Origin of the sequence: Micromonospora sp. CPCC 205739 (genome assembly GCF_036906795.1) — a bacterium.
Classification (GTDB): domain Bacteria; phylum Actinomycetota; class Actinomycetes; order Mycobacteriales; family Micromonosporaceae; genus Micromonospora.
Map to the genome: position 1 here is coordinate 249,413 of NZ_JBAKHS010000004.1, position 23,579 is coordinate 272,991.

Sequence of the window (23,579 nt, forward strand, 5' to 3'; positions counted from 1 at the left end):
ACGACGTGCGGCCGGGCGCCGCCCGATACGCTGCGTTCAACACCTGCCCCAGCCGCACCGTCGCGGCCCATACCGGATTCGCACACACGAACGAGGAGCGACTCAGTGGCAACCATCGAGGGAATCGTCGCCCGGGAGATTCTCGACTCGCGGGGCAACCCGACGGTCGAGGTCGAGGTCGGGCTCGACGACGGCACGATCGCCCGCGCCGCGGTGCCCTCCGGCGCCTCCACCGGCGCCTTCGAGGCGATCGAGCTGCGCGACGGTGACGCCGACCGCTACCAGGGCAAGGGCGTCGAGAACGCGGTCACCAACATCGAGGACAAGATCGTCGACCAGCTCATCGGCTACGAGGCCAGTGAGCAGCGGCTGATCGACCAGAAGATGCTCGACCTCGACGGCACCGACAACAAGGCCGAGCTGGGCGCCAACGCCATCCTGGGCGTCTCCCTGGCGGTGGCGAAGGCCGCCGCGGGCAGCGCCGAGCTGAGCCTCTTCCGCTACCTGGGTGGCCCGAACGCGCACCTGCTGCCGGTGCCGATGATGAACATCCTCAACGGCGGGGCGCACGCCGACTCCAACGTCGACGTCCAGGAGTTCATGATCGCGCCGATCGGCGCGCCCAGCTTCCGTGAGGCGCTGCGCTCCGGCGCCGAGGTCTACCACGCGCTGAAGTCGGTGCTGAAGAAGAAGGGCCTGTCGACCGGCCTCGGTGACGAGGGCGGCTTCGCCCCGAACCTGCCGAGCAACGCCGCCGCGCTGGACCTGATCGCCGAGGCGGTGGAGAAGGCCGGCTACCGGCTCGGCACCGACATCGTCTTCGCCCTCGACGTCGCCGCCACCGAGTTCTTCGACAACGGCACCTACACCTTCGAGGGCAGCGCCAAGTCCGCCGAGGAGATGAGCAACTACTACACCAAGCTCATCGGCGACTACCCGATCGTCTCCATCGAGGACCCGCTGTCGGAGGACGACTGGAGCGGCTGGGCGACCCTGACCGCCGCGGTCGGCGACCGGATCCAGATCGTCGGTGACGACCTCTTCGTGACCAACCCGCAGCGCATCGCCCGGGGCATCGCGGAGCGGGCCGCGAACGCGGTGCTGGTCAAGGTCAACCAGATCGGTTCGCTGACCGAGACGCTGGACGCGGTGGACCTGGCCCACCGGGCCGGCTTCAAGTGCATGATGAGCCACCGTTCCGGCGAGACCGAGGACACCACCATCGCCGACCTGGCGGTCGCCACCGGCTGCGGTCAGATCAAGACCGGTGCCCCGGCCCGCTCGGACCGGGTCGCCAAGTACAACCAGCTCCTGCGGATCGAGGAGGAGCTGGCCGACGCGGCGCGGTACGCGGGTGCGGGCGCGTTCCCGCGTTACCGTTCGGCCTGACGCGCGAAAGCCTCGGGGGAGGGGTGTGACGATGCAGCAGCGCCGCACACCGGGCGGTCAGCGCCCCGCCCGTCGACCGACCGGTCGGCCGGGCGGGGCCCGTGGCGCCCGGCCGACCGTGCGCGACGGCGGGGTCCGCGCCGAGCCGCGGGCCACCGCGGGCCGGGCGCGGGGCGCCGAGGGCGTACGCTCCGCGAGCCGTCCCGCCGCCCGTCGTACGGCGGCCGGCGGCACCATCAAGCGGCTCACCGCACCCCACCCCCGACGCTTCACCGGGCGGGCCACCGTGCTCTTCGCGGTGCTGATCGCGCTCGCCCTGGCGTACACCTATCCGGTCCGGGTCTACCTGGATCAGCAGGTGGACATCGAGCGGATGGAGGCGTCCCAGGCCGCCCAGCGGCAGCGCATCTCCGACCTGTCCGCCGAGGCGGCGAAGTGGCAGGACAAGGAGTACATCAAGATCCAGGCGCGGGAGCGGTTCTACATGGTCCCGCCGGGCGAGGTCCCGGTGATCGTGCTGAACGACCCGGAGGGCGCGGCGCGGGACGCCAATGCCGGCAAGCCGCCGGTCCCGCCGAAGGCCCCCGACCCCTGGTACGACACGCTCTGGTCGAGCGTGCGGGCGGCGAACGGCGAGCGCCCCGAGAAGTGAGCACCACCCGAGCACCGAACGAGAGATGGGCACCGTGACTGTCGTACCACCGCAGGAGCCGGCGGCGGACTCCGTACCCCTGCCGCAGCGGGAACCGGCCACCGAGGCCGACCTGGCCGCGGTGGCCGCGCAGCTCGGACGCCCGCCGCGCGGTACCCGGGCGGTGGCCCACCGGTGCCCGTGCGGGCTGCCCGACGTGGTGGAGACGACGCCGCGACTGGCCGACGGCACGCCCTTCCCGACGCTGTTCTACCTGACCTGCCCCCGGGCCACGGCGGCGTGCAGCCGGCTGGAGTCGGCCGGGCTGATGAAGGAGATGGCCGACCGGCTCGCCGAGGACCCGGAGCTGGCCGCCCGCTACCGGGCGGCGCACGAGGACTACCTCGCCCGGCGGGAGGCGATCGGCCAGGTACCCGAGATCGCCGGCATCTCCGCCGGTGGGATGCCGGGCCGGGTGAAGTGCCTGCACGTGCACCTGGGGCACGCGCTCGGCGCCGGGCCGGGGGTCAACCCGTTCGGCGACGAGACGCTGGCGCTGGTGGAGAAGTGGTGGGCGGCGGGGCCCTGCGTGGACGTGCCGGCGGCGGAGTGACGTGAGCGCCGCCGACGAGATCGTCGTACGCCGGGCGCGCACCGGGGACGTGCGCGGCATCCGGCGGCTGGTCGACACCTACACCGACGACCGGCGGCTGCTGAGCAAGGCGACCGTCACCCTCTACGAGGACGTGCAGGAGTTCCGGGTCGCGGTGACCGGTGACGGTGCCGTGGTCGGCTGTGGCGCGCTGCACGTGATGTGGGAGGACCTGGCCGAGATCCGCACGGTGGCGGTGGACCCGGTGTGCCGGGGCCGGAAGATCGGTCACCGGATCGTGGGCGAGCTGATCGACGCCGCCCGGGAGCTGGGCGTCGCGCGGATCTTCGTGCTCACCTTCGAGACCCGCTTCTTCGGCTCGTTCGGCTTCACCGAGATCGACGGGGCGCCGGTGCCGCAGCCGGTCTACGAACAGCTGCTGCGCTCGTACGACGAGGGTGTCGCGGAGTTCCTGAACCTGGAGCGGGTCAAGCCGAACACCCTGGGCAACACGCGGATGCTGCTGCGCCTGTAGCCGATCCGCCCTCGGCGTGCTGCCCCCGGCCGCGCCCTCCGGACACGGCCACCCCGGCGAGCGTGATACCGCAGAGGCATCAAAATGACTCTCAGGTATCACCCTCGACGGGGGTGATGCCGCCGTCGGCGACCGACGGGTTGGGACGGTGAGGCTGCCGTAGGGTTGCTGCCGTGACGACGCGTGTGGCCGCCATCGACTGCGGGACCAACTCCATCCGCCTGCTGGTCGCCGACCTGCCTGACCCGTCGGCCGGTGCGCAGGCGCCGCTGGTCGACCTGACCCGTCGGATGGAGATCGTCCGGCTCGGCCAGGGCGTCGACAAGACGGGCCGGCTGGCTCCGGAGGCGATCGAGCGGACGAGGGTGGCGCTGGCCGACTACGCCGCCGAGATCGAGAAGCTGGGCGCCGAGCGGGTGCGGATGTGTGCCACGTCCGCCTCCCGGGACGCCTCCAACGCCGGCGACTTCCGGGCCATGGTCGAGCAGACCCTCGGCGTCGCGCCCGAGGTGGTCACCGGCGACGAGGAGGCCCGGCTCTCCTTCACCGGCGCGGTGCGGGGGCTGCCCGCCGACGCGAAGCCGCCGTACCTGGTGGTCGACATCGGGGGCGGCTCGACGGAGTTCGTCGTCGGCACCCGGGAGGGCGGGGTGCAGGCGGCGATCTCGATGGACATCGGCTGCGTCCGGATGACCGAGCGGCACCTGCACGGCGACCCGCCCACCCTGGACGAGATCGCCGCCGCGCAGGCCGACATCGCGGTCGCCGTGGACCGCGCGCTGGAGGCCGTCCCCGGCCGCGAGGCGGCCACGCTGGTCGGCCTGGCCGGCTCGGTCACCACCGTCGTCGCCATCGCGCAAGGGCTGACCGAGTACGACCCGGCGCGCATCCACCACGCCCGGGTGTCGTACGAGCAGGTGGCCGACGTGACCGCCGACCTGCTGGCGAAGACCCGCGAGCAGCGGCTGGCCATCCCCGTGATGCACCCGGGCCGGGCCGACGTGATCGGCGCGGGCGCGCTGGTCCTTCGCGTGATCATGGAGCGGGCCGGGATGCCCTCCGTGGTCGCCTCCGAGCACGACATCCTCGACGGCATCGCCTGGTCCCTCGCCTGACCGCAGTCGGCCTCCGAAAAGGGGAGCCGTCCTACTAGCGTGTTGTTGACGGTACTTCGCACTGCGCAGTAGTGTGCGAAGCGTGGACACCACACAACTGCTCAAGGGTGTGCTCGATCTGGCCGTCCTCGCCGTCCTCAAGGACGAGGACGGTTACGGGTACGACATCCTGCGCCGGCTCCGCGAGGCCGGTCTCGACGAGGTCGGCGACGCCTCGGTCTACGGCACGCTGCGCCGGCTCTTCGGCGCCGGCCTGCTCACCACGTACGTGGTGCCCAGCGAGTCCGGGCCGCACCGCAAGTACTACGCGCTCAACGCCGCCGGCCGTGACCAGCTCACCCGCTCCGGCAAGACCTGGCGCTCGTTCGCCACCACCATGGACAGGCTGCTCGACGATCGGGGGATGGCGGCATGACCGTCACTGGGCAGGAGATCACGGACTACGTGGAGCGGGTGCGGGCCGCGCTGGCCGACCTGCCGCCGGAGGCCCGCGACGAGTTGACCGAGGACCTGCCGGAGCACCTCGCCGAGGTCGCCGCCGAGGACGGCGGTTCGCTGGTGGAGCGGCTGGGCGAGCCGGAGGCGTACGCGGCCGAGCTGCGGGCCGCGGCCGGGGCGGGTGAGCGGTCCGCCGGCCGGCTCGGCCTGGAGCAGCGGTTCGGCGCCGCCGCGAGCCGGGCCCGCGTCCGACTCGCCGGCCTGGACACCCGGCTGGGCCCCCTGCTCGGGTACGCCTCGGCGAGTGAGTTCCTCCGCCTGCTCCGCCCGGCGTGGTGGGTGCTGCGCGGCTACCTGGCGGCACTGCTTCTCGGAGTGCTCGCCGGCGGCCCGACCGCTCTGCTGCCCCGGGTCGGCGACAACCCGCTGCTCGGGCTGGTGGTGCTGATCGGCTGCGTGCTCGCCTCGATCTGGCTGGGTCGCCGCGGCGGCGAGCTGCGGCGGTGGCCTCGGTTCCTGCTGCAAGCCGGCACCGCCGTGCTGATCATCTTCGCGCTGTCCCTGCTGGTCAGCGTCGATCAGCGGGCACGTTGGCCCAGCGAATACTACGACCCGATCTCGGTGCGCACCCCGTACGACGAGGTGCAGGACGTCTACGTCTACGACAGCGAGGGGCGGCTGGTGGAGAACGCCCGCCTCTTCGACCAGAACGGCACCCCGATCCGGCTCGGCTGGCCGTCCTGCACCGATCCGGCCCTGCCCGACGTCAACCCGGTGCAGCGCGGCTACCCGTACTGCCCCGCCGACGCGCCGTTCCGCCCCCGCCCGCCGGCCCCGGTGCCGGTCCAGCCGGGCACCGTTCCGACGACCGCCGTGCCCTCGGCCACGGCGACGCCGACCGCTCCCGCGCCGACCGGTGCCGCTCCCGCGCCGACCGGTGCCGCTCCCGCGCCGACCGTGAGCGCACCACCGCCGACCACGGGCGCGCCGGCTCCGACCGCGACCGTGCCGGCCGCGCCGACGCCCGGCCCGACCGGGTGAGGATCCATGCTGGGAAATGGCTGAACGGCTGAGGGGAACGGGACAGCGCAGTTCGATCTTGGTGGCTACGGTGTCGTCTGCTCATCCACCCCTCGGAAGGACCCTCAGTGTCAGAGCAGGTAGCACCGCCTCCCGCGCCACAGGCCGCGCAGCCCGAGCCGGCCGCGCAGCCCGACGCGACCGCGCCGGCCGCCCCGGCGGCGTCCCCGGTCGAGCCGGCGGCGAAGGGGTCCGGCGGACGTGCGCTGGCCGTCATCGGCGCGGTGGGCGTGTTCCTGGTCGTCGCCGGCCTCAAGTTCGGCCTCGGCACGGCCATCGGCACCTTCTTCAACAAGGATGAGACGGCCGAGGCCAAGGCCGGGGACTGCATCGCCGAGCTGCCCACGGTCACCGGGACCGAACAGCGCTCGGTCAGCGGCGCCGAGGTCGTGAAGTGCACCTCGACCGAGGCCGTCTACACGGTGGTCGGTCGGGTGGAGGACCAGACCGAGGCGCAGGCGAAGACCGGCCAGGCGTGCGAGCCGTACATCAAGCCGGACCAGGACGGCTACCTCTTCTACAACATCGCCCCGGGCGGCAAGGGCTACCTGCTCTGTCTCACCAGGAAGGCCTGACCGGCCTCGGCACCACCGTCGTACGGCGGCGCGGGAAGTCACCCGCGCCGCCGTCGTCGTACGCGGGTTCACCATGCGGTGAACGGGAGGTATATGCCACTGTTCTCGCGTCTTCCCGGCGCGCTCACGGCGTGGCAGGCTACCGGCACGTAGGACCACTGGGCGACCAGCCAACGATGACTGACCGCTAGGAGGACGGCCGATGGGCGAGATGGTGAGCTACGCCAGCAACGGTGGGACGAGCGAGGGGTATCTCGCGATACCCTCCAGCGGTGCGGCCAGCCCCGCGGTCATCGTCATCCAAGACTGGTGGGGTCTCGTGCCCCACATCCGGTCGGTCGCGGACCGCTTCGCCGAGGCCGGCTTCGTCGCCCTCGCCCCGGACTTCCGGCACGGTCAGCCGGCCAGCAAGCCGAGTGAGCCCCGGCAGATGCTGAACAGCGGGCAGATGGACGAGGCGGCGGCCGACATCGCCGTCGCGGCGGACTACCTGGCCGGGCGTCCCGAGGTCACCGGCAAGGTCGGCTGCGCGGGGTTCTGCGCCGGCGCCAGCCTGGCACTCTGGGCGGCCACCCGCTCCGAGCGGATCGTTGCCACCGCCGCCTTCTACCCGAGGCTGCCCTGGGAGGCGATGCGTTCCGAGTGGACCGACTACGCGGGCAAGGCCGCCGTCATCCACTGCTCCGAGGCGGACGGCCTCTCCGCCGCCGACGGCGTACAGACCGCCCGCCGGGCGATCGAGACCGCCGGCGGCACCTGCCAGACCTACGACTACCCGGGCACCGCGCACGCGTTCTTCAACGAGGACCGGCCGGAGAACTTCGACCAGCGCGCCGCCGCCACCGCCTGGGCCCGCACCCTGGAACTCTTCCGGGCCAAGCTTGGCTGAGCCCCGTACCCCCGCAGAGGTGGTCGCCCGCGCCGCGCGGGCGACCGATCTGGCCGACCTCGACGGCGCGGTCAGCAACTGCTTCGCCTGCCCGCGCCTGGTCGCCTGGCGGGAGGAGGTCGCCCGGACGAAGCGGGCGGCCTTCCGCGAACAGCACTACTGGGGCCGGCCGGTGCCCGGCTTCGGCACGGCGGACGCCCGGATCGGCATCCTCGGGCTGGCCCCGGCCGCGCACGGCGGCAACCGCACCGGCCGGATCTTCACCGGGGACCGCTCCGGCGACGTGCTCTTCGCCGCCCTGCACCGCGCCGGCCTGGCCAACCAGCCGACCAGCGTCTCCGCCGACGACGGCCTCACCCTGGCCCACACCCGGATCTTCGCCAGCGTGCGCTGTGCGCCGCCGGACAACAAGCCCACCCCGGTGGAGCGGGACACCTGCGCGCCGTGGCTGCACCGCGAGGTCGCGCTGATCCGGCCCACCCTGCGTGTCGTGGTCGCGCTGGGTGCCTTCGCCTGGGCGGCGTGGTGGCCGGTGCTGCGCGACGTGTACGGCGTCCGCCCGCCCAGCCCGCGACCGGTCTTCGGCCATGGGGCACACTGGTCCGGGACTGCCGCCCCCGAGCTGCTCGGTTGCTACCACGTCAGCCAGCAGAACACCTTCACGGGACGGCTGACACCAGGAATGCTGGACGACGTGTTCGCCCGGGCGAAACAGCTCGCCGGGGTGGACTGAGGCTGCGTGGGACGGTGGCGATGGACCTCGGCGTACTGCGCAGGTGGTGGCCCGTCCTCGCGGTGACCCTCCTGCTCGCCGCCGCGGCGCTGGCCGCCGGGCACTCCTCGATCGGCGCGAGCCGTATCCCGCCCGCCGCCAAGCAGATCCCCTACGTCCCGGACTACCCCTCCGCCGCGCCGGCCCCCTCGATCCCGATCGAGCCGCGCTCCGGCGCCGAGCGGACCCAGGCGAACATTCCGCAGTGGATCGCCACCGTGGCGATCGTCCTGCTGGGCCTGGCCATCCTGGTCGCCCTCGGCTACCTGGCCTGGACGCTGATCCGGGGCGCCCTGCGCCGCACCACCCGGGCCGTCCCCACCGCCCGCGCCCGGCGCACCGCCGAGGGCACCGCCCGCGAGGTGGTCGCCGCCCTCGACGCCGGACTGGTCGAGCTGGACGACGCGGACACCGACCCGCGCACCGCCGTGATCGCCTGCTGGGTACGCCTGGAGGAGGCCGCCACCGAGGCGGGCGTGCCCCGGCGTACCGGGGACACCCCGACCGACCTGGTCACCCGGTTGCTGCGGGGCGACCCGGCCGCCGGAGTGCCCGCCATCGCCGGCGCCGACGTGCTGGACGGGTTCGCCCACGTCTACCGCGAGGCCCGCTACGCCACCCACACCGTCGACGCCCGGATGCGCGACCAGGCCCGGGCCGCGCTGCGCCGGATGCGCGGCGAGCTCGCCGCCCTCGCCACCACGGCCGAGGAGACGCCGGCGTGACCGCGCGACCCGTCGAGCCCCGGGCGGTGCGGTCGTGAGCGAGCGCACCGGCCTCGACGACCTGCTCAGCTTCGAGGAGGAGCCGCCCCCGCACGCCGGCCGGCAGCGCGGCGGCCGGGGCCGGGCGGTGCTGCGTACCCTCGCGGTCGCCGCCGCCGTCACCGCGGTGGTCCTCGCCGTCCTGCGCGCGGTCGGCCTGCAGCTCCCGATCTGGATCGTGGTGGCGGGTGTGCTGGCGGTACTGGCGGTCCGCCGGGTCACCGCCGGCCTCGCCCCGCCACCCCCGCCCCGCGCCGGCGGGCGCCCGCCCGCAGGCGAGGAGCCCGGCGCCTGGAACTGGGGCTCGCAGGACGCCCTGCGGGCCGCCATCAACGGATGGGAACGGCCGCTGGACTGGTCCTCGGGCAACCGGAAGCGGTTCACCGAGCGGATCCTGCCGCGCCTGGGCGAACTGGCCGACGAGCGGCTGCGCCAGCGGCACGGCGTGACCCGCGAGTCCGACCCGGCCCGCGCCCGCACGCTGCTCGGGGAGCCGCTGTGGACGTTCCTCGACACCCCCTCCCGCCGCCCCCCGTCGCCGCGCGACCTCGCGGCGATCGTCGCCGAACTGGAGAAGATCTGATGAACGACGTGGATCGCAAAAGCATCCCCGCCACGGAGGTCGGCCACCTGGCCCGGGCGGTGCTGGACGCGGTCGGTCAGGTCGTGGTCGGTAAGCGGGAGTCCCTGGAGCTGGTCCTCGCCGGCATCCTGGCCGGTGGGCACGTGCTGCTGGAGGACCTGCCCGGGCTGGGCAAGACGCTGACCGCGCGGTCCTTCGCGCAGGCCCTCGGCCTGGACTTCCGCCGCCTCCAGTTCACCCCCGACCTGTTGCCGGCCGACGTCACCGGCTCCTTCCTCTACGACCAGCGCAGCGGTGACTTCTCCTTCCGCGCCGGTCCGCTCTTCACCAACCTGCTGCTCGCCGACGAGATCAACCGGACGCCGCCGAAGACCCAGTCGGCGCTGCTGGAGGCGATGCAGGAGAAGCAGGTCTCCGTCGAGGGCGTCACCTACCGGCTGGACGAGCCGTTCCACGTGCTCGCCACCGCCAACCCCATCGAGTACGAGGGGACGTACCCGCTGCCCGAGGCGCAGCTGGACCGGTTCCTGCTGCGGGTGTCGTTCGGCTACCCGCAGCGCGAGGAGGAGTGGGACGTGCTGCGCCGGCGGATGGCCCGCCGCCGCGAGGAGGCCGAGATCAAACCGGTGGTGGACGCCGCCACGCTGCGTGCCATGCAGACCGCGCTGGAGGACGTGGTGGTGGAGGACTCGGTCGGCCGGTACATCGTCGACCTCACCGCCGCCACCCGCGAGCACCCGTCGGTGCTGGTCGGCGCCTCCCCGCGCGGCTCGCTGGCGCTGCTGCTGCTCGCCCGGGTCCGGGCGGTCTTCGCCGGCCGCGACTACGTGGTGCCGGAGGACGTCAAGGAGGTGGCCGCGCCGGCGCTCGCGCACCGGATCACGCTGCGGCCGGAGATGTGGCTGCGCCGGGTCGATCCGTCCTTCGTGGTCGGAGAGGTGCTGGAGCAGACGCCCGCCCCGGCCAGCGGCGCGCTGCCCAGCTACGCGGCCGGCCGGTCGGGGCGCTGACGGCCGTGCCCACCGAGGAAGGGCCGGAGTCGGCGGCGGGCTGGACGCCCACCTGGGCGCTGGGCCGGGCGGTGCTGCTCACCGGGTCACTGCTGATCGCCGCCGTGCTGCTCGGCCGGGTCGACCTGGTCGTGCTCGCCGCGCCGTTCGCGCTCGGCACCGCGTACGCGCTGCGCCGCCGGCCCACCGCCGTGCCGCAGCTGGAGATCCTCGCCGACGACCCGCACCTGGTCGAGGGGGGCGCGCTGGCCGCCACGGTCAGCGTCGGCAACCCGGACACCGTCTCGTACGACGTGGCGGTGGTGCGGGCCCGCGTCTCACCGTGGCTGCGCATCGAACGGGTCGGCTTCGGCGGGGCCGGGGTGGACGTGCGCCGCTCCGGCGCCGACCGCCCCTTCGTCACGTCGATCCCGACCGGCCGGGCGGTCGACCTGGAGCTGTCCGGCACCGCGCTGCGCTGGGGGCGGCACCCGATCGGGCCGGCCGGTGCCCGGGTCGCCGCCGCCGACGGGCTGCTGGTCTCCCGCGCGGTGATCACCGACCCGGTGCGGCTGCGGGTCTATCCGGAGACCGAGCCGTTCGAGGCGGTGGAGGCGATGCCCCGGGCGGCCGGGCTGGTCGGCGCGCACCACTCACGCCGCCCCGGCGAGGGCGGTGAGCTGGCCGGCGTACGGGTCTTCGGGCCGGGCGACCGGCTGCGCCGCATCGACTGGCGGGTCTCGCTGCGGGCCCGGCAGCTGCACGTGGCGGCCACCCTGTCCGATCGGGACGCCGAGGTGGTGGTCCTGCTCGACGTGCTCGCCGAGGCGGGCCGTTCCGGCGGGGTGAAGGGCGCGGCGTCCGTGTTGGACACCACCGTCCGGGCCTCCGCCGCGATCGCCGAGCACTACCTGCACCGGGGTGACCGGGTGGCGATGCTGGAGTACGGGCCGGCGGCCCGCCGGCTGCGCCCCGCCACCGGCCGTCGGCAGTACCTGACCGTGCTGGAGTGGCTGCTCGACGTGCGGGCCGAGGCATCCCCGCACGAGCCGTACGACCAGGTCTTCGGGCCGCAGGTGCTCTCCGCCGACGCGTTGGTGGTGGTGCTCACCCCGCTGCTGGACGAGCGCTCCGCGCAGATGCTGGCCCGGCTGGCCCGGGGCGGCCGGTTCGTGGTCGCGGTGGACACCCTGCCCACCGATCTCAGCCCTCCGGGCGAGCGGGGCTGGGCGCCGGTGGCGTACCGGCTCTGGCGGCTGGACCGGGACACGATGATCGCCCAGCTGCGTGAGCACGGTGTGCCGGTGGTGCGCTGGGCCGGCGCGGGCAGCCTGGACCAGGTGCTGCGCGACGTGGCCCGCCTGGCCACCGCCCCACGGGTGGGTGCCCGGTGAGCGCGCGGAACGCAGCGCAGCGGAGTCCCGCGGTCGCGAAACGAAGGCGGGCACCGGTGAGCGCGAGGAACGCAGCGCAGCGGAGTCCCGCAGTCGCGAACGAAAGCTGGCACAGATGAAGGCGGTCACCGAACGGGTGCGGGCGCTGCGGACGGCGGTCAACCGGGTGAGCCTGGTGCCGCTGCTGGTGCGCGCCGGCGTCTTCCTCACCGTGCTGGTCGGGCTGCTGCTGGCGTACCCGGTCGAGATGTTCAGCGCGCGGGCGCTGCTGGCCCTGACGGTGGTGGCGGTGCTCCCGGCGGTGGCCCCGCGCCGGGCGTGGCCGACCTTCGCCGCCCTGGTCACGGTGGGCGGCTGGGTGATCGCCTCCGCCGGTTACGACCGGCCGATCGCGCTCTGGCGGCTGCTCGCCGTGGCCGCCGCCCTCTACCTGGCGCACACCCTCTGCGCGCTCGCCGCGGTGCTGCCCTACGACGGGGTGGTCGACCCGGATCTGGTGCTGCGCTGGCTCACGCGGGCCGGCGCGGTGATGCTCGCCACGGCCGTGGTCGGGGTGATCCTGGCCTGGCTGGGCGAGATCGGCAAAGGTGCCGGGTTTCAGGCGGCGACGGTGGCAGGACTGCTGGTGGCGGTGGGGTTGACCGGGCTGCTGGGCTGGCTGCTGCGTCGCGGATAGCGGGGCGGCTCCGGGACGTTGCGCAGGTCACAGGGGTTGTGCTCCGTCACAGAAGGGGGTCTCGGACGGGATTACCCGAGCCGCCCGGGGAAAGATAGATGACGTGAATCCGAAGCGGATCCTTGTCGTGGGTGCCGGGCACGTCGGCCTGTACGCCGCTCTGCGCCTGTCCAAGAAGCTGAGCTCCCGTGAGGCCGAGGTCGTCGTCGTCGACCCGCAGCCGCACATGACCTACCAGCCGTTCCTCCCCGAGGCGGCGGCCGGCAACATCTCGCCCCGGCACTCCGTGGTGCCGCTGCGGCGTGAGTTGCGCCGGTGCAAGGTCGTGGCGGGTGCGGTGACGCGGATCGACCACGACCGGAAGACCGCGGTGGTGCAGCCGATCAGCGGCCCCACCCGGGAGATCCAGTACGACCACGTCGTGCTGGCCCCCGGCTCGGTCTCCCGGACGCTGCCGATCCCGGGCCTGCACGAGCACGGCATCGGGTTCAAGACCATCGGCGAGGCCATCTACCTGCGCAACCACGTGCTGGACCGGCTCGACGTGGCGGCCGCCACGCCGGACCCGGAGGTCCGCCGCTCGGCGCTCACCTTCACCTTCGTCGGCGGCGGTTACGCCGGCATCGAGGCGCTGGCCGAGATGGAGGACATGGCCCGGGACGCGCTGCGGTACTACCCGGAGCTCAAGCCCGAGGACATGCGCTGGGTGCTGGTCGAGGCGACCCAGCGGGTGCTGCCCGAGGTCGACCGGGACATGGGCGCCTACACCGTCCAGCAGCTGCTCAAGCGCAACATGGACATCCGCCTGGACACCCGGCTGGAGTCCTGCGTCGACGGCGTGGTCAAGCTCTCCGACGGCGACACCTTCCGCTCCGACACCATCGTGTGGACGGCCGGCGTGAAGCCCTCGCCGATGCTCGACGCGACCGACTTCCCGCGCGACGAGCGCCGGCGGGTCACCTGCCTGCCGACGCTGCAGATCGTCGACGGCGACGAGGTCGTCGAGGGCGCCTGGAGTGCCGGCGACTGCGCCGCCGTTCCGGACCTGACCAAGGAGCCGGGCAACTACTGCTCGCCGAGCGCGCAGCACGCGGTGCGTCAGGCGGCCCGGATGGCCGACAACATCGCGAACGTGATCCGCGGTCGTGAGCCGGTCAACTACAAGCACAAGCACGCGGGCAGCGTGGCCAGCCTCGGCCTGCACAAGGGCGTCGCCCAGGTGTACGGCGTGAAGATGACCGGCTGGCCGGCCTGGTTCATGCACCGGACGTACCACATGAGCCGGATCCCGTCGGTCAACCGCAAGGTCCGGGTCGTGGTCGACTGGTCGCTGGCGTTCTTCCTCAAGCGTGAGGTGGTCGCCCTCGGTCAGCTGCACGACCCGCGCGAGGAGTTCGCCGAGGCGTCCCAGCCGGTCGGCGCGGGTGCCGGACGTCCGGTCTGATCCTGTTCGTGACGAAGGCCCCCTCCCGGCACGGGAGGGGGCCTTCCTCGTAGCGGGGGCGGTTCAGACCCGCCAGGTCCAGGCGTCGGCGATCCGGGTGCCCGGGCCGTAGAGCTGCACCAGCGTGCGGCGCAGGCTCTCCGCGTGCGGGGCGTCGTCGGTGACCGCCACGCAGTCCGCGCCCCAGAAGTCGGCGTCCACCCGGGCCTGCCGCCGCTGCTCGTCGCCGATCACCGGCTCGTGGCCACGCTTGGCGACGTCTGCCAGCAGGACCGAGGTGGGCTGCTTGGAGGTGCCCATCGTGGCGCTGCCGTCCCGGCCGTACGGGCCGATGAAGAACCCCTCCGGGATGCCGAACTCCGCGTCGGCCGCCGCCGCCCAGCGCATCGGCCAGGGCTCCTGGGGGGTGGCGGCCGGCACCGGCACCAGCACCCCGCCGGGGCGTACGCACTCCCGCCAGTGCCCGCCGGTGACGAACTCGGGCAGCGGGGGGCGCTCCGCCGTCGGCAGGGGAGCGGGGAAGACCGACAGCAGGGCCGCTCCCACGGCGGCCGGGACCAGCAGCCGCGCCCGGCCGGGCCGGCGCAGCGCCCGGTCCACCGCGAGCACCAGCAGGGTCGCGGCCAGCGGCAGCACCGCCAGCCCGAACCGCATCGGCAGCGCGCCGTCGATCACCGGCAGGCCGGCGAGCAGCGCGAACGGCCCGGGCATGGCGCTGCGGTCACCGTCGTGCACCACCTGCGGACCGAGCGACAGCGCGCCCATCACCAGCGCGCCGGCGACGCAGGCGACCACCACGGGCCGGCGGCCCAGCCAGAGCGCGCAGCCGGCGGCGACCAGCAGCAGCGGCAGACCGAGAAAGGTGTTGTACTCGGCCGGGCCGGTGGTCAGCCGGGCCGACGAGTCGCTGCCGATCACCGACAGCGGGGAGATGGTCCACCAGCTGCGCAGGTCGGCGGAGAAGTAGTGCGGGCTGAACATGCCGTCGGCCACGCCCTGCGGCCCGGCGAACTGGAACCACAGCGGGTAGCCGAGGACGAGCAGGGCCAGCCCGGCGGCGAGCATCAGGCCGCCCGCGAAGCCGGGCAGCGCCCGGCGCAGCAGCTCGCGGTCGGTCACCGCGTACGCGACGGTCATCACCAGCAGGGTGACCGCGGTGAGGAAGAGCACCTCCTCGCCGACGAAGATCTGCACGGTGACCGCGGCGGCCAGCCCCACCGCCGAGGTGACCAGCCGGCGCCGGTCCGGCCGGTCCAGCGACGCGACGCCGGGGTCGGCCGCGCGCAGCAGCCGCACGACCAGCCAGACGATCACCGGGACCAGCCACTGCGCGGTCATGTGCAGGTGGCTGTTGGACTGGGAGACCATGCCCGGCCCGAAGCCGCAGAGGCCGGCGCCGAGCGCGGCGGCGAGCCGGCGGGCGCGCAGCGTACGGGTGAAGAGCAGGTACCAGGCGACGGCGGTGCCGGCGAGGTTCACCCCGGCCAGCAGGGCGAAGGTGACCGGCGCGCCGAAGAGCAGGGTGACCGGGGCGCAGAGCACGCCGAGCGCGATGACCGTGGTGTTGGTCATCAGGTTCACCCCGTCCGGGCTGTTGAGCCGGTCGGTGAGTAGGCCGAAGTCGCCGAGCAGGGCCCGCGAGTCGACCGCCAGGAACCACTCGTAGAGGGTCTGGTCCTCCGGGTTGAGCGCCAGCACCCGGCCGGTCGGGTCGGGCCAGAGGCCGTTGGTGAGCCAGCCGGCGAGCAGCACGAACGCGAGGCCGACGAGCAGGTCGGTGCGGTGCCGGGCGACGGTGGCCCGCCAGCGGCGGGCGCGGGTTCCGGGCGCGGCCGGCTCGGCGAGGCCGACAGCCAGGTCGGGGTCGGGGTCGGACGCCGTACGGGCTGCGCTGGTCACGGGCTCGACCCTAGTGCGGCACCCGTCACGGGGTACGCCGGGTCGCCGGTGAACGGTTACGGTGGCACTGCACCGCCGCGTGTCGACGCGCCGGTGCCACCCGCCCGGGTGGTGGAACGGCAGACACGGCCGCCTTAAAAGCGGCTGCCGAAAGGCGTGCGGGTTCGACCCCCGCCCCGGGCACTCTCTCTCAGCTTCCCCTCAGCCGGCGCACGGGCGCGCAGGTCGCCTGGTGCGTTTACTCTTGTAGGGCACGTCGTGCGTGCGATGACCCCCTGAGGGAGGCCTGAGAAGTGAAGACCTCGAACCCGGTGCTGGCCCGGCTCGGCCAGGCGGCCGAGCGGGAGCGTGCCGCCGGGTACGCCCCGCCCGGGCAGTACGGCCACGGACAGCCCGGCATTCCCCCGCAGTACCCGGGCCAGCCCGGCTACCCGGTGGCCCCGGCCGCCGGCACCATGTCCATCGACGACGTGGTCGTCAAGACCGTCGCGCTGCTGGGCATCCTCGGCGTCTCCGCCGCGGCCGCCTGGGTGCTGGTCCCGGACGCGCTCCTCGGACCGGCGTGGATCGGCGCCGCGATGGTCGGCCTGGTGCTCGGCCTGATCATTTCGTTCTCCCGGATGGCGAACCCGGCGCTGGTCGTCGCGTACGCCGTCGTCGAGGGCGCCTTCGTCGGCCTGGTCAGCAAGGCGTACGAGACCGCCTTCGAAGGCATCGTGCTCCAGGCCGTGGTGGCCACCTTCGGTGTCTTCTTCGTGATGGCCATGCTCTACAAGGCGAAGGTCATCCGGGCGACCCCGAAGTTCGTCAAGGGCATGATCGCCGTGATGGCCGGCCTCTTCGCCGTCATGCTGATCAACTTCGTGCTGGCGGTCTTCCTCGACGTCAACACCGGCCTGCGCGACGGCAGCCCGCTGGCCATCGGCTTCAGCCTGGTCTGCATCGTGGTCGCCTCGCTGAGCTTCGTGCTCAGCTTCAAGGAGGTCGAGGACGGCGTCCGGATGGGGCTGCCCCAGCGCTACTCCTGGACGGCCGCGTTCGGCATCGTGGTCAGCCTGGTCTGGCTCTACCTGGAGCTGCTCCGGCTGATCAGCTACTTCCAGGGCGACGACTGATCGTCCGAACCCCTCGGCGCCCGCCACCGCGACCCGCGGCGGCGGGCGCCGTCGTATCCGGCCCGCCCCGGCCCGCCGCACCCCGGCCCCGCCGTTTCCCCGCCGCCGGCGGGCCGTCCGGGGGAGAGTGACACCAGGGGTACGGCTGGCGAGGAGGTGGCGGGTGCGCAGCGCCAACCCGGTTCTGGACCGGCTGGACGACACCAGCCGGGCGCACCGGCTGCCCGGGGCGGGCGGCGCGGAGGCGGTGACCGTCGACGACGTGGTGGTCCGTACCGTCGGGCTGCTGCTGCTCACCGGGGCCACCGCGGCGGTGGCCTGGGTGGTCGTGCCGCAGGAGATGTGGGTCCCGGCGGCGCTGGCCGGCACCGCCCTGGCCGGCATCGTGCTGGTCCTGGTGATCTCGCTGCGCGGCATCACCCACCCGGCCCCGATCATCGGGTACGCCCTGCTCCAGGGGGTGCTGCTGGGGGTGGCCAGCCGGGCGTTCGAGCTGGTCTACCCGGGCATCGTGGCGCAGGCCGTGGTGGGCACCTTCGGGGTGTTCCTCGGGATGGCGCTGCTCTACCGGGCCCGGGTCGTCCGGGCCACGCCGCGCCTGGCCCGCCTGGTGATCGGCACCCTGATCGGGCTGCTCGCGATCAGCCTGGTCAACCTGGTCTTCCGGCTGTTCACCGGCCGGCAGGGCGTGGAGATCTACTCCCTCTCCGGCCAGGTCGGCTGGCTGCCGTACGTCTTCTCCGGGGTGGCGATCATCGCCGGGGCGCTCAGCTTCATCCTCGACTTCGACCAGGTCGAACGCTCGGTCCGGGGCGGCCTGCCCCGCCGGTACGCCTGGCTCTGCGCCTTCGGGCTGCTGGTCGGGCTGATCTTCCTGTACTGGCAGATCCTGCGGCTGCTGAGCTACCTACGCCGGTGAGCGGGGGCGGGGCGCTGCGGCCGTAGACTCGGCGGCGATGAGCGCAGCGGAGTTGGGCCGGGCGGTGGAGCTGCTGGTCCGTCAGGTCGGGCACTGGCAGCAGCCGCGGTGGGCGGCGGTCGCCGAGGGGGGCAACGTGTCCCGCGCCGACCTGATGCACCGGCTGGTGCAGGAGCTGGCCAACCTCGGCGCGGACGCCGAGGGTGAGCCGCGTCGGGGCGTACCCCGGTTGGACAACGACCTGGCGCTGGTGGACCAGCTCCGGGTGGTGGCCGCCGACCTGGTCGCGGCCGGGGCGCCGGACGAGACACTGGCCCGGGCCGCCGCCGAGGTGACGGCGACCCGCACGGCGCTCTGACGGCTCAGCTCTTCAGCCAGCGTCGTACCTTGCGCCGGCGGGCCCGGTCCCGGGCGGCGGGGACGGCGCGCAGGTCCCGGTCGGCGGCCGTGGCCTGCCGGGCGTGCAGGATCCCGTAGGTGAAGGTGTTCTCGCCGTCGGCGTACGCGCGCAGCGCCTGCCGACGCAGCACCTCCCGGGTGACCACCGAGTCGTGGTGCGCGCCGAGCAGGTCCTGGAGTTCCTTGAGCCGACCGGCGAGCGCGGCGGCGGGCTTCCCGGCGCTCGGCTCCCGCACCTCCACCGCGTACCGGGCGTTCTTGTACGCCTTCCGCGCCTCGTGCAGCGCGAGGTCCGCCTCCTCCGCCGGCTGCCCGTCGAGGGCCCGGTCCAGCCGGTCGTCCGCGCGGCTGATCGCCCGGCGGACCCGGCGGGCCACCCACCGCGCGTCGGCGCTGCGCGCGGTCGGCCCCTCCAGCAGCCGGTCCAGCCGGGTCAGCAGGTCCGGGTACCGGTCCGAGTCGAACGTCCGTCCCAGCTCGTCGAGGGCGGTGGCGAGGTCGGCGGCGAACCGCTCCGAGACGCGCGCCGCGACCGGGCCGAGCACCAGCTCGACGGGCTCGGCCCGCACGGCGTCGGTGAGTCGGGCGGCCATCACCTGGGCGTCCCGGACCGCGCCGAGCTGGGCGCCGAGCCACCGCAGCTCGGCGCGGACGGCCTCGCTCTCCCGGCGGTCCCAGAGGCCACGGAAGGTGCGCAGGGTGGCGCGCAGCCGGCGGACGGCGACGCGCGTGTCGTGCACCGCGTCCTCGTCGCCCTGCCGGGCCCCGGGATGGTTCGCGATCAGCGCGTCGCGCTGGGCGAGCGCGTAGGCGACGACGGGATCCGGCGCGGTCCCTTCGGCCGCGGCGGCGAGACGGCCGGCGAGGGCCCGGTGGGACTTGGAGACGGCGACCGGACGGCTGCCCGCCTCGCGCAGCCGCGACTCCACCGCGTCGAGCAGCGGCTCGTCGCCGTCGACCAGCTCGACCTCGATCTCCCGCCACGCCTGCCGCTCGCCGGTGACGAGATCCCGCCCCTCGACGGTGTCCTCGACCACCTCCGCCAGCACCCGGCCGCGGTCGTCGAGCAGCCGGCGCTCCATCCGGCGGTTGGTGACGCGTGCCGCCGGCTCGACCGCCCGTCCACGGGCGGCGGCCCGGAAGAGCGCGACCAGCTCCGCCGGCGGGTCGACGTCGTCCGCCCCGGCCGGGAACTGGTACTCAGTGCGGGCGCCACCGGCCGCGCCGACCTTGAGATGCCAGCCCGCGTCGTGGCCGCCGGTCCGCCGGCGCAACGCGAAGCCGCTGCGGGCCAGCCGCAGGTCGGCGGTGTCCAGGTAGACCGCGTCCAGGTCGAGGGCGGTGGCGTCGGACACCGTCGCGACGCCACCGCACCCCGTCAGGTCCGGCAGCCGGAAGCCCTCGTCGGCGGAGTACTTGCGTTCCCGCTCCACGACCGTCGCCATGCGGCTCCGGTACCCGGGCGGGCGACCGGCGAACCGTGACTCAGCTCAGCCGCTCCAGCACCATCGCCATGCCCTGGCCGCCACCGACGCACATGGTCTCCAGGCCGATGGTCTTGTCGTGCCACTCCAGGGAGTTGAGCAGCGTGCCGGTGATCCGGGCACCGGTCATGCCGAACGGGTGGCCGACGGCGATCGCGCCGCCCATCACGTTGACCTTCTCCTCCGGGATGCCGAGCTGCCGGTAGGAGGGGATCACCTGGGCGGCGAACGCCTCGTTGATCTCGACCAGGTCGACGTCGTCGACGGTCATGCCGGCCCGCTTGAGGGCCTGCCGGGACGCCTCGACCGGGCCGAGGCCCATGATCTCCGGCGACAGGGCGGTCACGCCGGTGGAGACGATCCGGGCCAGCGGGGTGAGCCCGAGGTCCTTCGCGCGCTGGGCGCTCATCACCACCACGGCGGCGGCGCCGTCGTTGAGCGGGCAGCAGTTGCCGGCGGTGATCCGGCCGTCGGGGCGGAAGACCGGCTTGAGGCCGGCGACCGCCTCCAGGGTGACGCCGGCGCGCGGGCCGTCGTCGGTGCTGACCACGGTGCCGTCCGGCGTGGTGACCGGGGTGATCTCGCGGGCCCAGAAGCCGTCGGCGATGGCCTTCTCGGCGAGGTTCTGGCTGCGTACGCCGAAGGCGTCCATGTCCTCGCGGGTCACGTCGTACACCTGGGCGAGGTTCTCGGCGGTCTGCCCCATCGCCAGGTAGATGTCGGGGAGCTGGCCGGCCTCGCGCGGGTCGCTCCACACCTCGGCGCCACCGGCCGCGCGGGCCTTCGAGCGCTCCTGCGCCTCGGCGAAGCGCGGGTTCTCCCAGCCGCCGCCGACCAGGGCCTGCGCCTCCGGGGGGAGGGTGTCGGAGTTGCCCCGGGCGTACCGGGAGACCATCTCCACGCCGGCGGAGATGAAGACGTCGCCCTCACCGGCGCGGATCGCGTGCATCGCCATCCGGGTGGTCTGCAGCGACGAGGCGCAGTAGCGGGTCAGGGTGGCGCCGGGCAGGCCGTCCAGGCCCATCAGCGTGGCGACCACCCGGGCCATGTTGAAGCCCTGCTCGCCGCCGGGGAGGCCGCACCCGAGGTAGAGGTCCTCGACCTCGGTCGGGTCGAGCCCGGGGACCTTGTCCAGCGCGGCCCGGACGATGGTCGCGGCGAGGTCGTCGGGGCGGACCTCGCGCAGCGAACCCTTGAACGCGCGACCGATGGGGGAGCGGGCGGTGGCGACGATGACGGCGTCGCGGGACGACTCAATCGGCATGAACCAACGTTAACTCGCCGGTAACTTGGCGCGGAAGCTGCCAGGGCGGCGGGAAATGTCACCCCGCGCCGTGCCGTCCGCCGACCTGCCGTGCCGTTCGCCGGTCCGCTCAGTGGCGGGCGGCCGCGGCGGCCGCGGCGGCCACCGCCGGCAGCAGGGCGTGCGCCCAGACCCGGTACCCGTCGGCGGAGGGGTGGAAGCCGTCCGCGCAGAGGGTCCCGGCGTCGGCGCGGAACACCGGCCCGGTCTCCGCGCCCAGGTCGACCACGCTGCCGCCGGCGTCGAGCACGGCGGCAATCTGCGCCCGGGCGATCCGCCGCCCCGACCAGCCGAGCACCTGCCGCAGCGGCTGCGCGACGGCACGGACCGCGCCCAGGTCGGGACAGGTGCCCACCACCACCTCGACCCGCGCGTCGCGCAGCCGGCGCACCGCCGCGCCGAGGTACGCCGCGGCCTCGCCCGGCCGGCGCATCGCGGTGGCGTCGTTGGAGCCGATCAGGATCACCGCCACGTCGGGACGCTCGCCGAGCAGCGCCCGGGCCACCTGGGTGGCCAGGTCGGTGGAGCGGGAGCCGGAGACCCCCACGCTGGACAGGTGCACCTGCCGCCCGGTCGGCCCCTCGGTCAGCAGGTGGGCCAGCTGCCCGCCGACGGTCTCGTCGAAGCGTTCGACCCCGACGCCGAGCGCCGAGGAGTCGCCGAGCAGCACCAGCCGCAGCGGCGGGGCGCCGGCCCGGCCCACCGTGGCGCGCAGCGCCAGGCCGAGCTCCGGCTGGGCGTAGCTGCGGTTACGAGCGGCGACGGCCTGCCCGGCGAGCACCGCCGCGCCGCCGAGGGTGCCGGCGACCAGGGAGACGGCCGCCGCCTTCCCGAGCCGGACGGCGAGCTCCGCGCCGATGCCGCGTTCGGTCATGACGACACCTCCCGGTGCTCGACGGCGTGCCGGCACTCCTGCCCCTGGCTGCGGTCGGCATGGGGCTCCGCCGCGCGGGGCCCGATGGTTCGCTCGCTCATGCCGATCCCTCCAGTGTGGGTGAGTCGGTGGCGGAACCGGGTTGCGGCACCGCGCCGACGCCGAAGAAGGCCCGCCGGCGCAGGTGCGCCCAGCGGCCGGCCGGCCCGCGGTCGCGGCCCCGGACCTGGGTGCCGCTGACCTCCGTACCGGCGTGCCGGGCCGCCTCCTGGGCGGCCTCCGGCAGCGACCGTACCCCTTCGCCCCGGCCCAGGACAGGCCTGCGCTCCGGGCCGGTGCCGAGCGCCGAGATCACGGTCGGCAGCAGCGCGGCGGCGGCCACCGCGTACCCCTCGGCGGACGGGTGGAACCGGTCCCAGGCGAACATTCGGGTCGGTTCGGCGACGAACCGGGGACCGAGCATGTCGCCGAGGGAAACCGTCCAGCCACCCGCCTCGACCACCGCCACCGTCTGGGCGGCGGCCAGCTGCCGGCTCCACCGCCGGGCCAGCCAGCGCAGCGGCGGCTGGATCGGCTGGATCGCCCCGAGGTCGGGGCAGGTGCCGACGACCACCTCGCAGCCCGTGGCCCGCAGCGCGCGGACCGCGTCGACCAGGTAGCGCACCGCCAGCCCGGGCGGGGTGCGGTTGGTGACGTCGTTGCCGCCGATCAGGATCACGGCGACGTCCGGGTCGCACTCCAGCGCCGACTCGACCTGCGGCTTCAGCCCGGCGGACAGGGAGCCCACCACGGCGAAGCGGTGCACCCGGACCGGCCGGTGCAGCCGTCGGGACAGCCCGGTGGCGAGCAGCGCCCCCAGGGTCTCCCGGCGCCGGTGCACGCCGTAGCTGGCCGCCGACGAGTCGCCGAGCACGACCATGGTCAGCGGCGGGCCGGGGCACTTCGCGCCATAGACGCCGTCACAGCGGGGCGGGGGCGCCTCGGCCATCGGGATGGTGCGCCGGGCCTGACGGGCCTGACCGATCAGCACCCCGCCGGTCGCGACGAACGCCGCCGCGCCCGCGCCGGTGCCGATCGCCGCCATCCGGGCGATCCGTCGGGCGCGCTGCCAGCGCGGACCGACCGGTACGACGGAACCAGCCACCCCCATACCGCCACGTTATCGCGCCGGAACGACACGCCGCTCTCCTCGTGGCGGCCGGCGCATGGCTGGCGAACGACGCATCTGGGTACCTGACGGGTGACGGCGCCGGGGCGACGGCCCCGGGCCGCAGGTCGCGGTGGGCTTGCGCCCCCGCGTCACGCTGGTCGGGCGGAAAGGGGCTGGACGGATGAGCAGGACGTTGAAGCGGAGCGCGGCGTTCACCGCGTTGGCGCGGGCACTGATGGCGGGCGCCCGGGGCGGCCCGTCGCTGGGGCAGCGGCTGGCGGCGCTGCCCCGGATGATCAAAGCGACCACCCGGGGGGAGTACGACGGCGGCCTCCGGCTGGCCATGATGACGGCGGCGACGGCGTACGTGCTCTCGCCGGTGGACGTGGTGCCGGAGCTGTTCCTGACCGTCTTCGGCCTGGTGGACGACGCGGTCATGGTCACCTGGCTGGCCGGTAGCGTGCTGGCGGAGACCGAGCGCTTCCTGGAGTGGGAGGCTCGTCGCGGCTCCGTCATCCCCGGGCAGATGATCCCCTGACGGCACGTACCCTGGGCGACGAACGAAACGTC

25 protein-coding genes and 1 tRNA gene are annotated in these 23,579 nt (G+C 74.2%); 21 read left to right on the forward strand and 5 right to left on the reverse strand.

Annotated features, from left to right (window positions below):
• Positions 1-105 precede the first annotated feature (105 nt).
• The 16 genes from eno (at position 106) to V6U88_RS09455 (ending at position 13,866) form a co-directional block, all read left to right on the forward strand.
• Positions 106-1,389 carry a phosphopyruvate hydratase gene (eno, locus tag V6U88_RS09380; RefSeq protein ID WP_334451620.1) on the forward strand — a complete coding sequence of 428 codons (1,284 nt, stop codon included), beginning with the start codon at positions 106-108 and terminating at the stop codon, positions 1,387-1,389.
• A gap of 31 nt (positions 1,390-1,420) precedes the next feature.
• Entirely contained in the window at positions 1,421-2,041 is a 621-nt protein-coding gene (locus tag V6U88_RS09385; protein ID WP_334451622.1) for an FtsB family cell division protein, read from the forward strand.
• Between the two features lie 34 nt (positions 2,042-2,075).
• Complete coding sequence (locus tag V6U88_RS09390; RefSeq protein ID WP_334451623.1) at positions 2,076-2,633, forward strand: DUF501 domain-containing protein; 558 nt, start codon at positions 2,076-2,078, stop codon at positions 2,631-2,633.
• Position 2,634: 1 nt separating this feature from the next.
• The gene (locus V6U88_RS09395) at positions 2,635-3,147 is read left to right on the forward strand and encodes an amino-acid N-acetyltransferase (RefSeq protein ID WP_334451625.1); all 513 of its coding nucleotides are present in this window, start codon (positions 2,635-2,637) and stop codon (positions 3,145-3,147) included.
• Between the two features lie 185 nt (positions 3,148-3,332).
• The gene (locus V6U88_RS09400; protein WP_334451912.1) at positions 3,333-4,262 is read left to right on the forward strand and encodes a Ppx/GppA phosphatase family protein; all 930 of its coding nucleotides are present in this window, start codon (positions 3,333-3,335) and stop codon (positions 4,260-4,262) included.
• A gap of 82 nt (positions 4,263-4,344) precedes the next feature.
• Positions 4,345-4,677, forward strand: a complete 333-nt coding sequence (locus tag V6U88_RS09405; protein ID WP_154939485.1) for a PadR family transcriptional regulator — start codon at positions 4,345-4,347, stop codon at positions 4,675-4,677.
• Positions 4,674-5,741, forward strand: coding sequence for an HAAS signaling domain-containing protein (locus V6U88_RS09410; RefSeq protein ID WP_334451627.1), 1,068 nt, complete (start codon positions 4,674-4,676; stop codon positions 5,739-5,741). Before V6U88_RS09405 ends, V6U88_RS09410 begins: the two co-directional genes overlap by 4 nt.
• Positions 5,742-5,848: 107 nt before the next feature.
• On the forward strand, positions 5,849-6,355 hold the full coding sequence (locus tag V6U88_RS09415; protein WP_334451628.1) for an LppU/SCO3897 family protein: 507 nt from the start codon (positions 5,849-5,851) through the stop codon (positions 6,353-6,355).
• 202 nt (positions 6,356-6,557) lie between these two features.
• Positions 6,558-7,244: a dienelactone hydrolase family protein gene (locus tag V6U88_RS09420; protein WP_334451629.1), complete on the forward strand. Its 687-nt coding sequence runs from the start codon at positions 6,558-6,560 to the stop codon at positions 7,242-7,244.
• Positions 7,237-7,977: a uracil-DNA glycosylase gene (locus V6U88_RS09425; protein WP_334451631.1), complete on the forward strand. Its 741-nt coding sequence runs from the start codon at positions 7,237-7,239 to the stop codon at positions 7,975-7,977. The genes V6U88_RS09420 and V6U88_RS09425 overlap by 8 nt, the downstream gene beginning before the upstream one ends.
• A 20-nt stretch (positions 7,978-7,997) precedes the next feature.
• Complete coding sequence (locus V6U88_RS09430) at positions 7,998-8,741, forward strand: DUF4129 domain-containing protein (RefSeq protein WP_334451633.1); 744 nt, start codon at positions 7,998-8,000, stop codon at positions 8,739-8,741.
• 34 nt (positions 8,742-8,775) lie between these two features.
• Positions 8,776-9,363 carry a hypothetical protein gene (locus V6U88_RS09435; protein WP_442934599.1) on the forward strand — a complete coding sequence of 196 codons (588 nt, stop codon included), beginning with the start codon at positions 8,776-8,778 and terminating at the stop codon, positions 9,361-9,363.
• A complete protein-coding gene (locus V6U88_RS09440; RefSeq protein WP_334451635.1) occupies positions 9,363-10,373 on the forward strand; it encodes an AAA family ATPase in 1,011 nt (336 codons plus the stop codon). Before V6U88_RS09435 ends, V6U88_RS09440 begins: the two co-directional genes overlap by 1 nt.
• Entirely contained in the window at positions 10,370-11,746 is a 1,377-nt protein-coding gene (locus V6U88_RS09445) for a DUF58 domain-containing protein (protein ID WP_334451915.1), read from the forward strand. Before V6U88_RS09440 ends, V6U88_RS09445 begins: the two co-directional genes overlap by 4 nt.
• Before the next feature lie 115 nt (positions 11,747-11,861).
• A complete protein-coding gene (locus V6U88_RS09450) occupies positions 11,862-12,422 on the forward strand; it encodes a hypothetical protein (protein WP_334451636.1) in 561 nt (186 codons plus the stop codon).
• A gap of 103 nt (positions 12,423-12,525) precedes the next feature.
• A complete protein-coding gene (locus V6U88_RS09455) occupies positions 12,526-13,866 on the forward strand; it encodes an NAD(P)/FAD-dependent oxidoreductase (RefSeq protein ID WP_334451637.1) in 1,341 nt (446 codons plus the stop codon).
• Between the two features lie 63 nt (positions 13,867-13,929).
• Here V6U88_RS09455 and V6U88_RS09460 read toward each other — a convergent pair whose 3' ends face one another.
• Positions 13,930-15,765, reverse strand: coding sequence for a hypothetical protein (locus tag V6U88_RS09460; protein ID WP_334451639.1), 1,836 nt, complete (start codon positions 15,763-15,765; stop codon positions 13,930-13,932).
• Between the two features lie 102 nt (positions 15,766-15,867).
• Here V6U88_RS09460 and V6U88_RS09465 point away from each other — a divergent pair.
• The 4 genes from V6U88_RS09465 (at position 15,868) to V6U88_RS09480 (ending at position 18,157) form a co-directional block, all read left to right on the forward strand.
• Positions 15,868-15,948: transfer RNA gene (locus V6U88_RS09465), tRNA-Leu, on the forward strand.
• Between the two features lie 110 nt (positions 15,949-16,058).
• On the forward strand, positions 16,059-16,880 hold the full coding sequence (locus V6U88_RS09470; RefSeq protein ID WP_334451641.1) for a Bax inhibitor-1/YccA family protein: 822 nt from the start codon (positions 16,059-16,061) through the stop codon (positions 16,878-16,880).
• A gap of 163 nt (positions 16,881-17,043) precedes the next feature.
• A complete protein-coding gene (locus V6U88_RS09475) occupies positions 17,044-17,799 on the forward strand; it encodes a Bax inhibitor-1/YccA family protein (RefSeq protein WP_334451643.1) in 756 nt (251 codons plus the stop codon).
• 37 nt (positions 17,800-17,836) lie between these two features.
• Positions 17,837-18,157: a hypothetical protein gene (locus V6U88_RS09480; RefSeq protein ID WP_334451644.1), complete on the forward strand. Its 321-nt coding sequence runs from the start codon at positions 17,837-17,839 to the stop codon at positions 18,155-18,157.
• Between the two features lie 4 nt (positions 18,158-18,161).
• Here V6U88_RS09480 and V6U88_RS09485 read toward each other — a convergent pair whose 3' ends face one another.
• From V6U88_RS09485 to V6U88_RS09500, 4 genes are all read right to left on the reverse strand, one after another.
• On the reverse strand, positions 18,162-19,643 hold the full coding sequence (locus V6U88_RS09485) for a CYTH and CHAD domain-containing protein (RefSeq protein ID WP_334451645.1): 1,482 nt from the start codon (positions 19,641-19,643) through the stop codon (positions 18,162-18,164).
• Positions 19,644-19,683: 40 nt separating this feature from the next.
• Complete coding sequence (locus V6U88_RS09490; protein WP_334451646.1) at positions 19,684-20,946, reverse strand: acetyl-CoA C-acetyltransferase; 1,263 nt, start codon at positions 20,944-20,946, stop codon at positions 19,684-19,686.
• A 109-nt stretch (positions 20,947-21,055) separates the two neighbouring features.
• The gene (locus V6U88_RS09495) at positions 21,056-21,859 is read right to left on the reverse strand and encodes an SGNH/GDSL hydrolase family protein (protein ID WP_334451647.1); all 804 of its coding nucleotides are present in this window, start codon (positions 21,857-21,859) and stop codon (positions 21,056-21,058) included.
• Positions 21,860-21,956: 97 nt separating this feature from the next.
• Positions 21,957-23,009, reverse strand: a complete 1,053-nt coding sequence (locus V6U88_RS09500) for an SGNH/GDSL hydrolase family protein (RefSeq protein ID WP_442934600.1) — start codon at positions 23,007-23,009, stop codon at positions 21,957-21,959.
• Between the two features lie 181 nt (positions 23,010-23,190).
• Between V6U88_RS09500 and V6U88_RS09505 the strand changes: the two genes are divergently transcribed.
• Complete coding sequence (locus tag V6U88_RS09505; protein ID WP_334451649.1) at positions 23,191-23,547, forward strand: YkvA family protein; 357 nt, start codon at positions 23,191-23,193, stop codon at positions 23,545-23,547.
• Positions 23,548-23,579: the final 32 nt, after the last annotated feature.

Bases quoted from the DNA above. Each gene is read 5' to 3' on its own strand.
- V6U88_RS09385 (WP_334451622.1), top strand. From the start codon at position 1,421: ATGCAGCAGCGCCGCACACCGGGCGGTCAGCGCCCCGCCCGTCGACCG.
- V6U88_RS09410 (WP_334451627.1), top strand. From the start codon at position 4,674: ATGACCGTCACTGGGCAGGAGATCACGGACTACGTGGAGCGGGTGCGG.
- V6U88_RS09420 (WP_334451629.1), top strand. From the start codon at position 6,558: ATGGGCGAGATGGTGAGCTACGCCAGCAACGGTGGGACGAGCGAGGGG.
- V6U88_RS09430 (WP_334451633.1), top strand. From the start codon at position 7,998: ATGGACCTCGGCGTACTGCGCAGGTGGTGGCCCGTCCTCGCGGTGACC.
- V6U88_RS09440 (WP_334451635.1), top strand. From the start codon at position 9,363: ATGAACGACGTGGATCGCAAAAGCATCCCCGCCACGGAGGTCGGCCAC.
- V6U88_RS09450 (WP_334451636.1), top strand. From the start codon at position 11,862: ATGAAGGCGGTCACCGAACGGGTGCGGGCGCTGCGGACGGCGGTCAAC.
- V6U88_RS09480 (WP_334451644.1), top strand. From the start codon at position 17,837: ATGAGCGCAGCGGAGTTGGGCCGGGCGGTGGAGCTGCTGGTCCGTCAG.
- V6U88_RS09485 (WP_334451645.1), bottom strand. From the start codon at position 19,643: ATGGCGACGGTCGTGGAGCGGGAACGCAAGTACTCCGCCGACGAGGGC.
- V6U88_RS09490 (WP_334451646.1), bottom strand. From the start codon at position 20,946: ATGCCGATTGAGTCGTCCCGCGACGCCGTCATCGTCGCCACCGCCCGC.
- V6U88_RS09495 (WP_334451647.1), bottom strand. From the start codon at position 21,859: ATGACCGAACGCGGCATCGGCGCGGAGCTCGCCGTCCGGCTCGGGAAG.
- V6U88_RS09500 (WP_442934600.1), bottom strand. From the start codon at position 23,009: ATGGGGGTGGCTGGTTCCGTCGTACCGGTCGGTCCGCGCTGGCAGCGC.
- V6U88_RS09505 (WP_334451649.1), top strand. From the start codon at position 23,191: ATGAGCAGGACGTTGAAGCGGAGCGCGGCGTTCACCGCGTTGGCGCGG.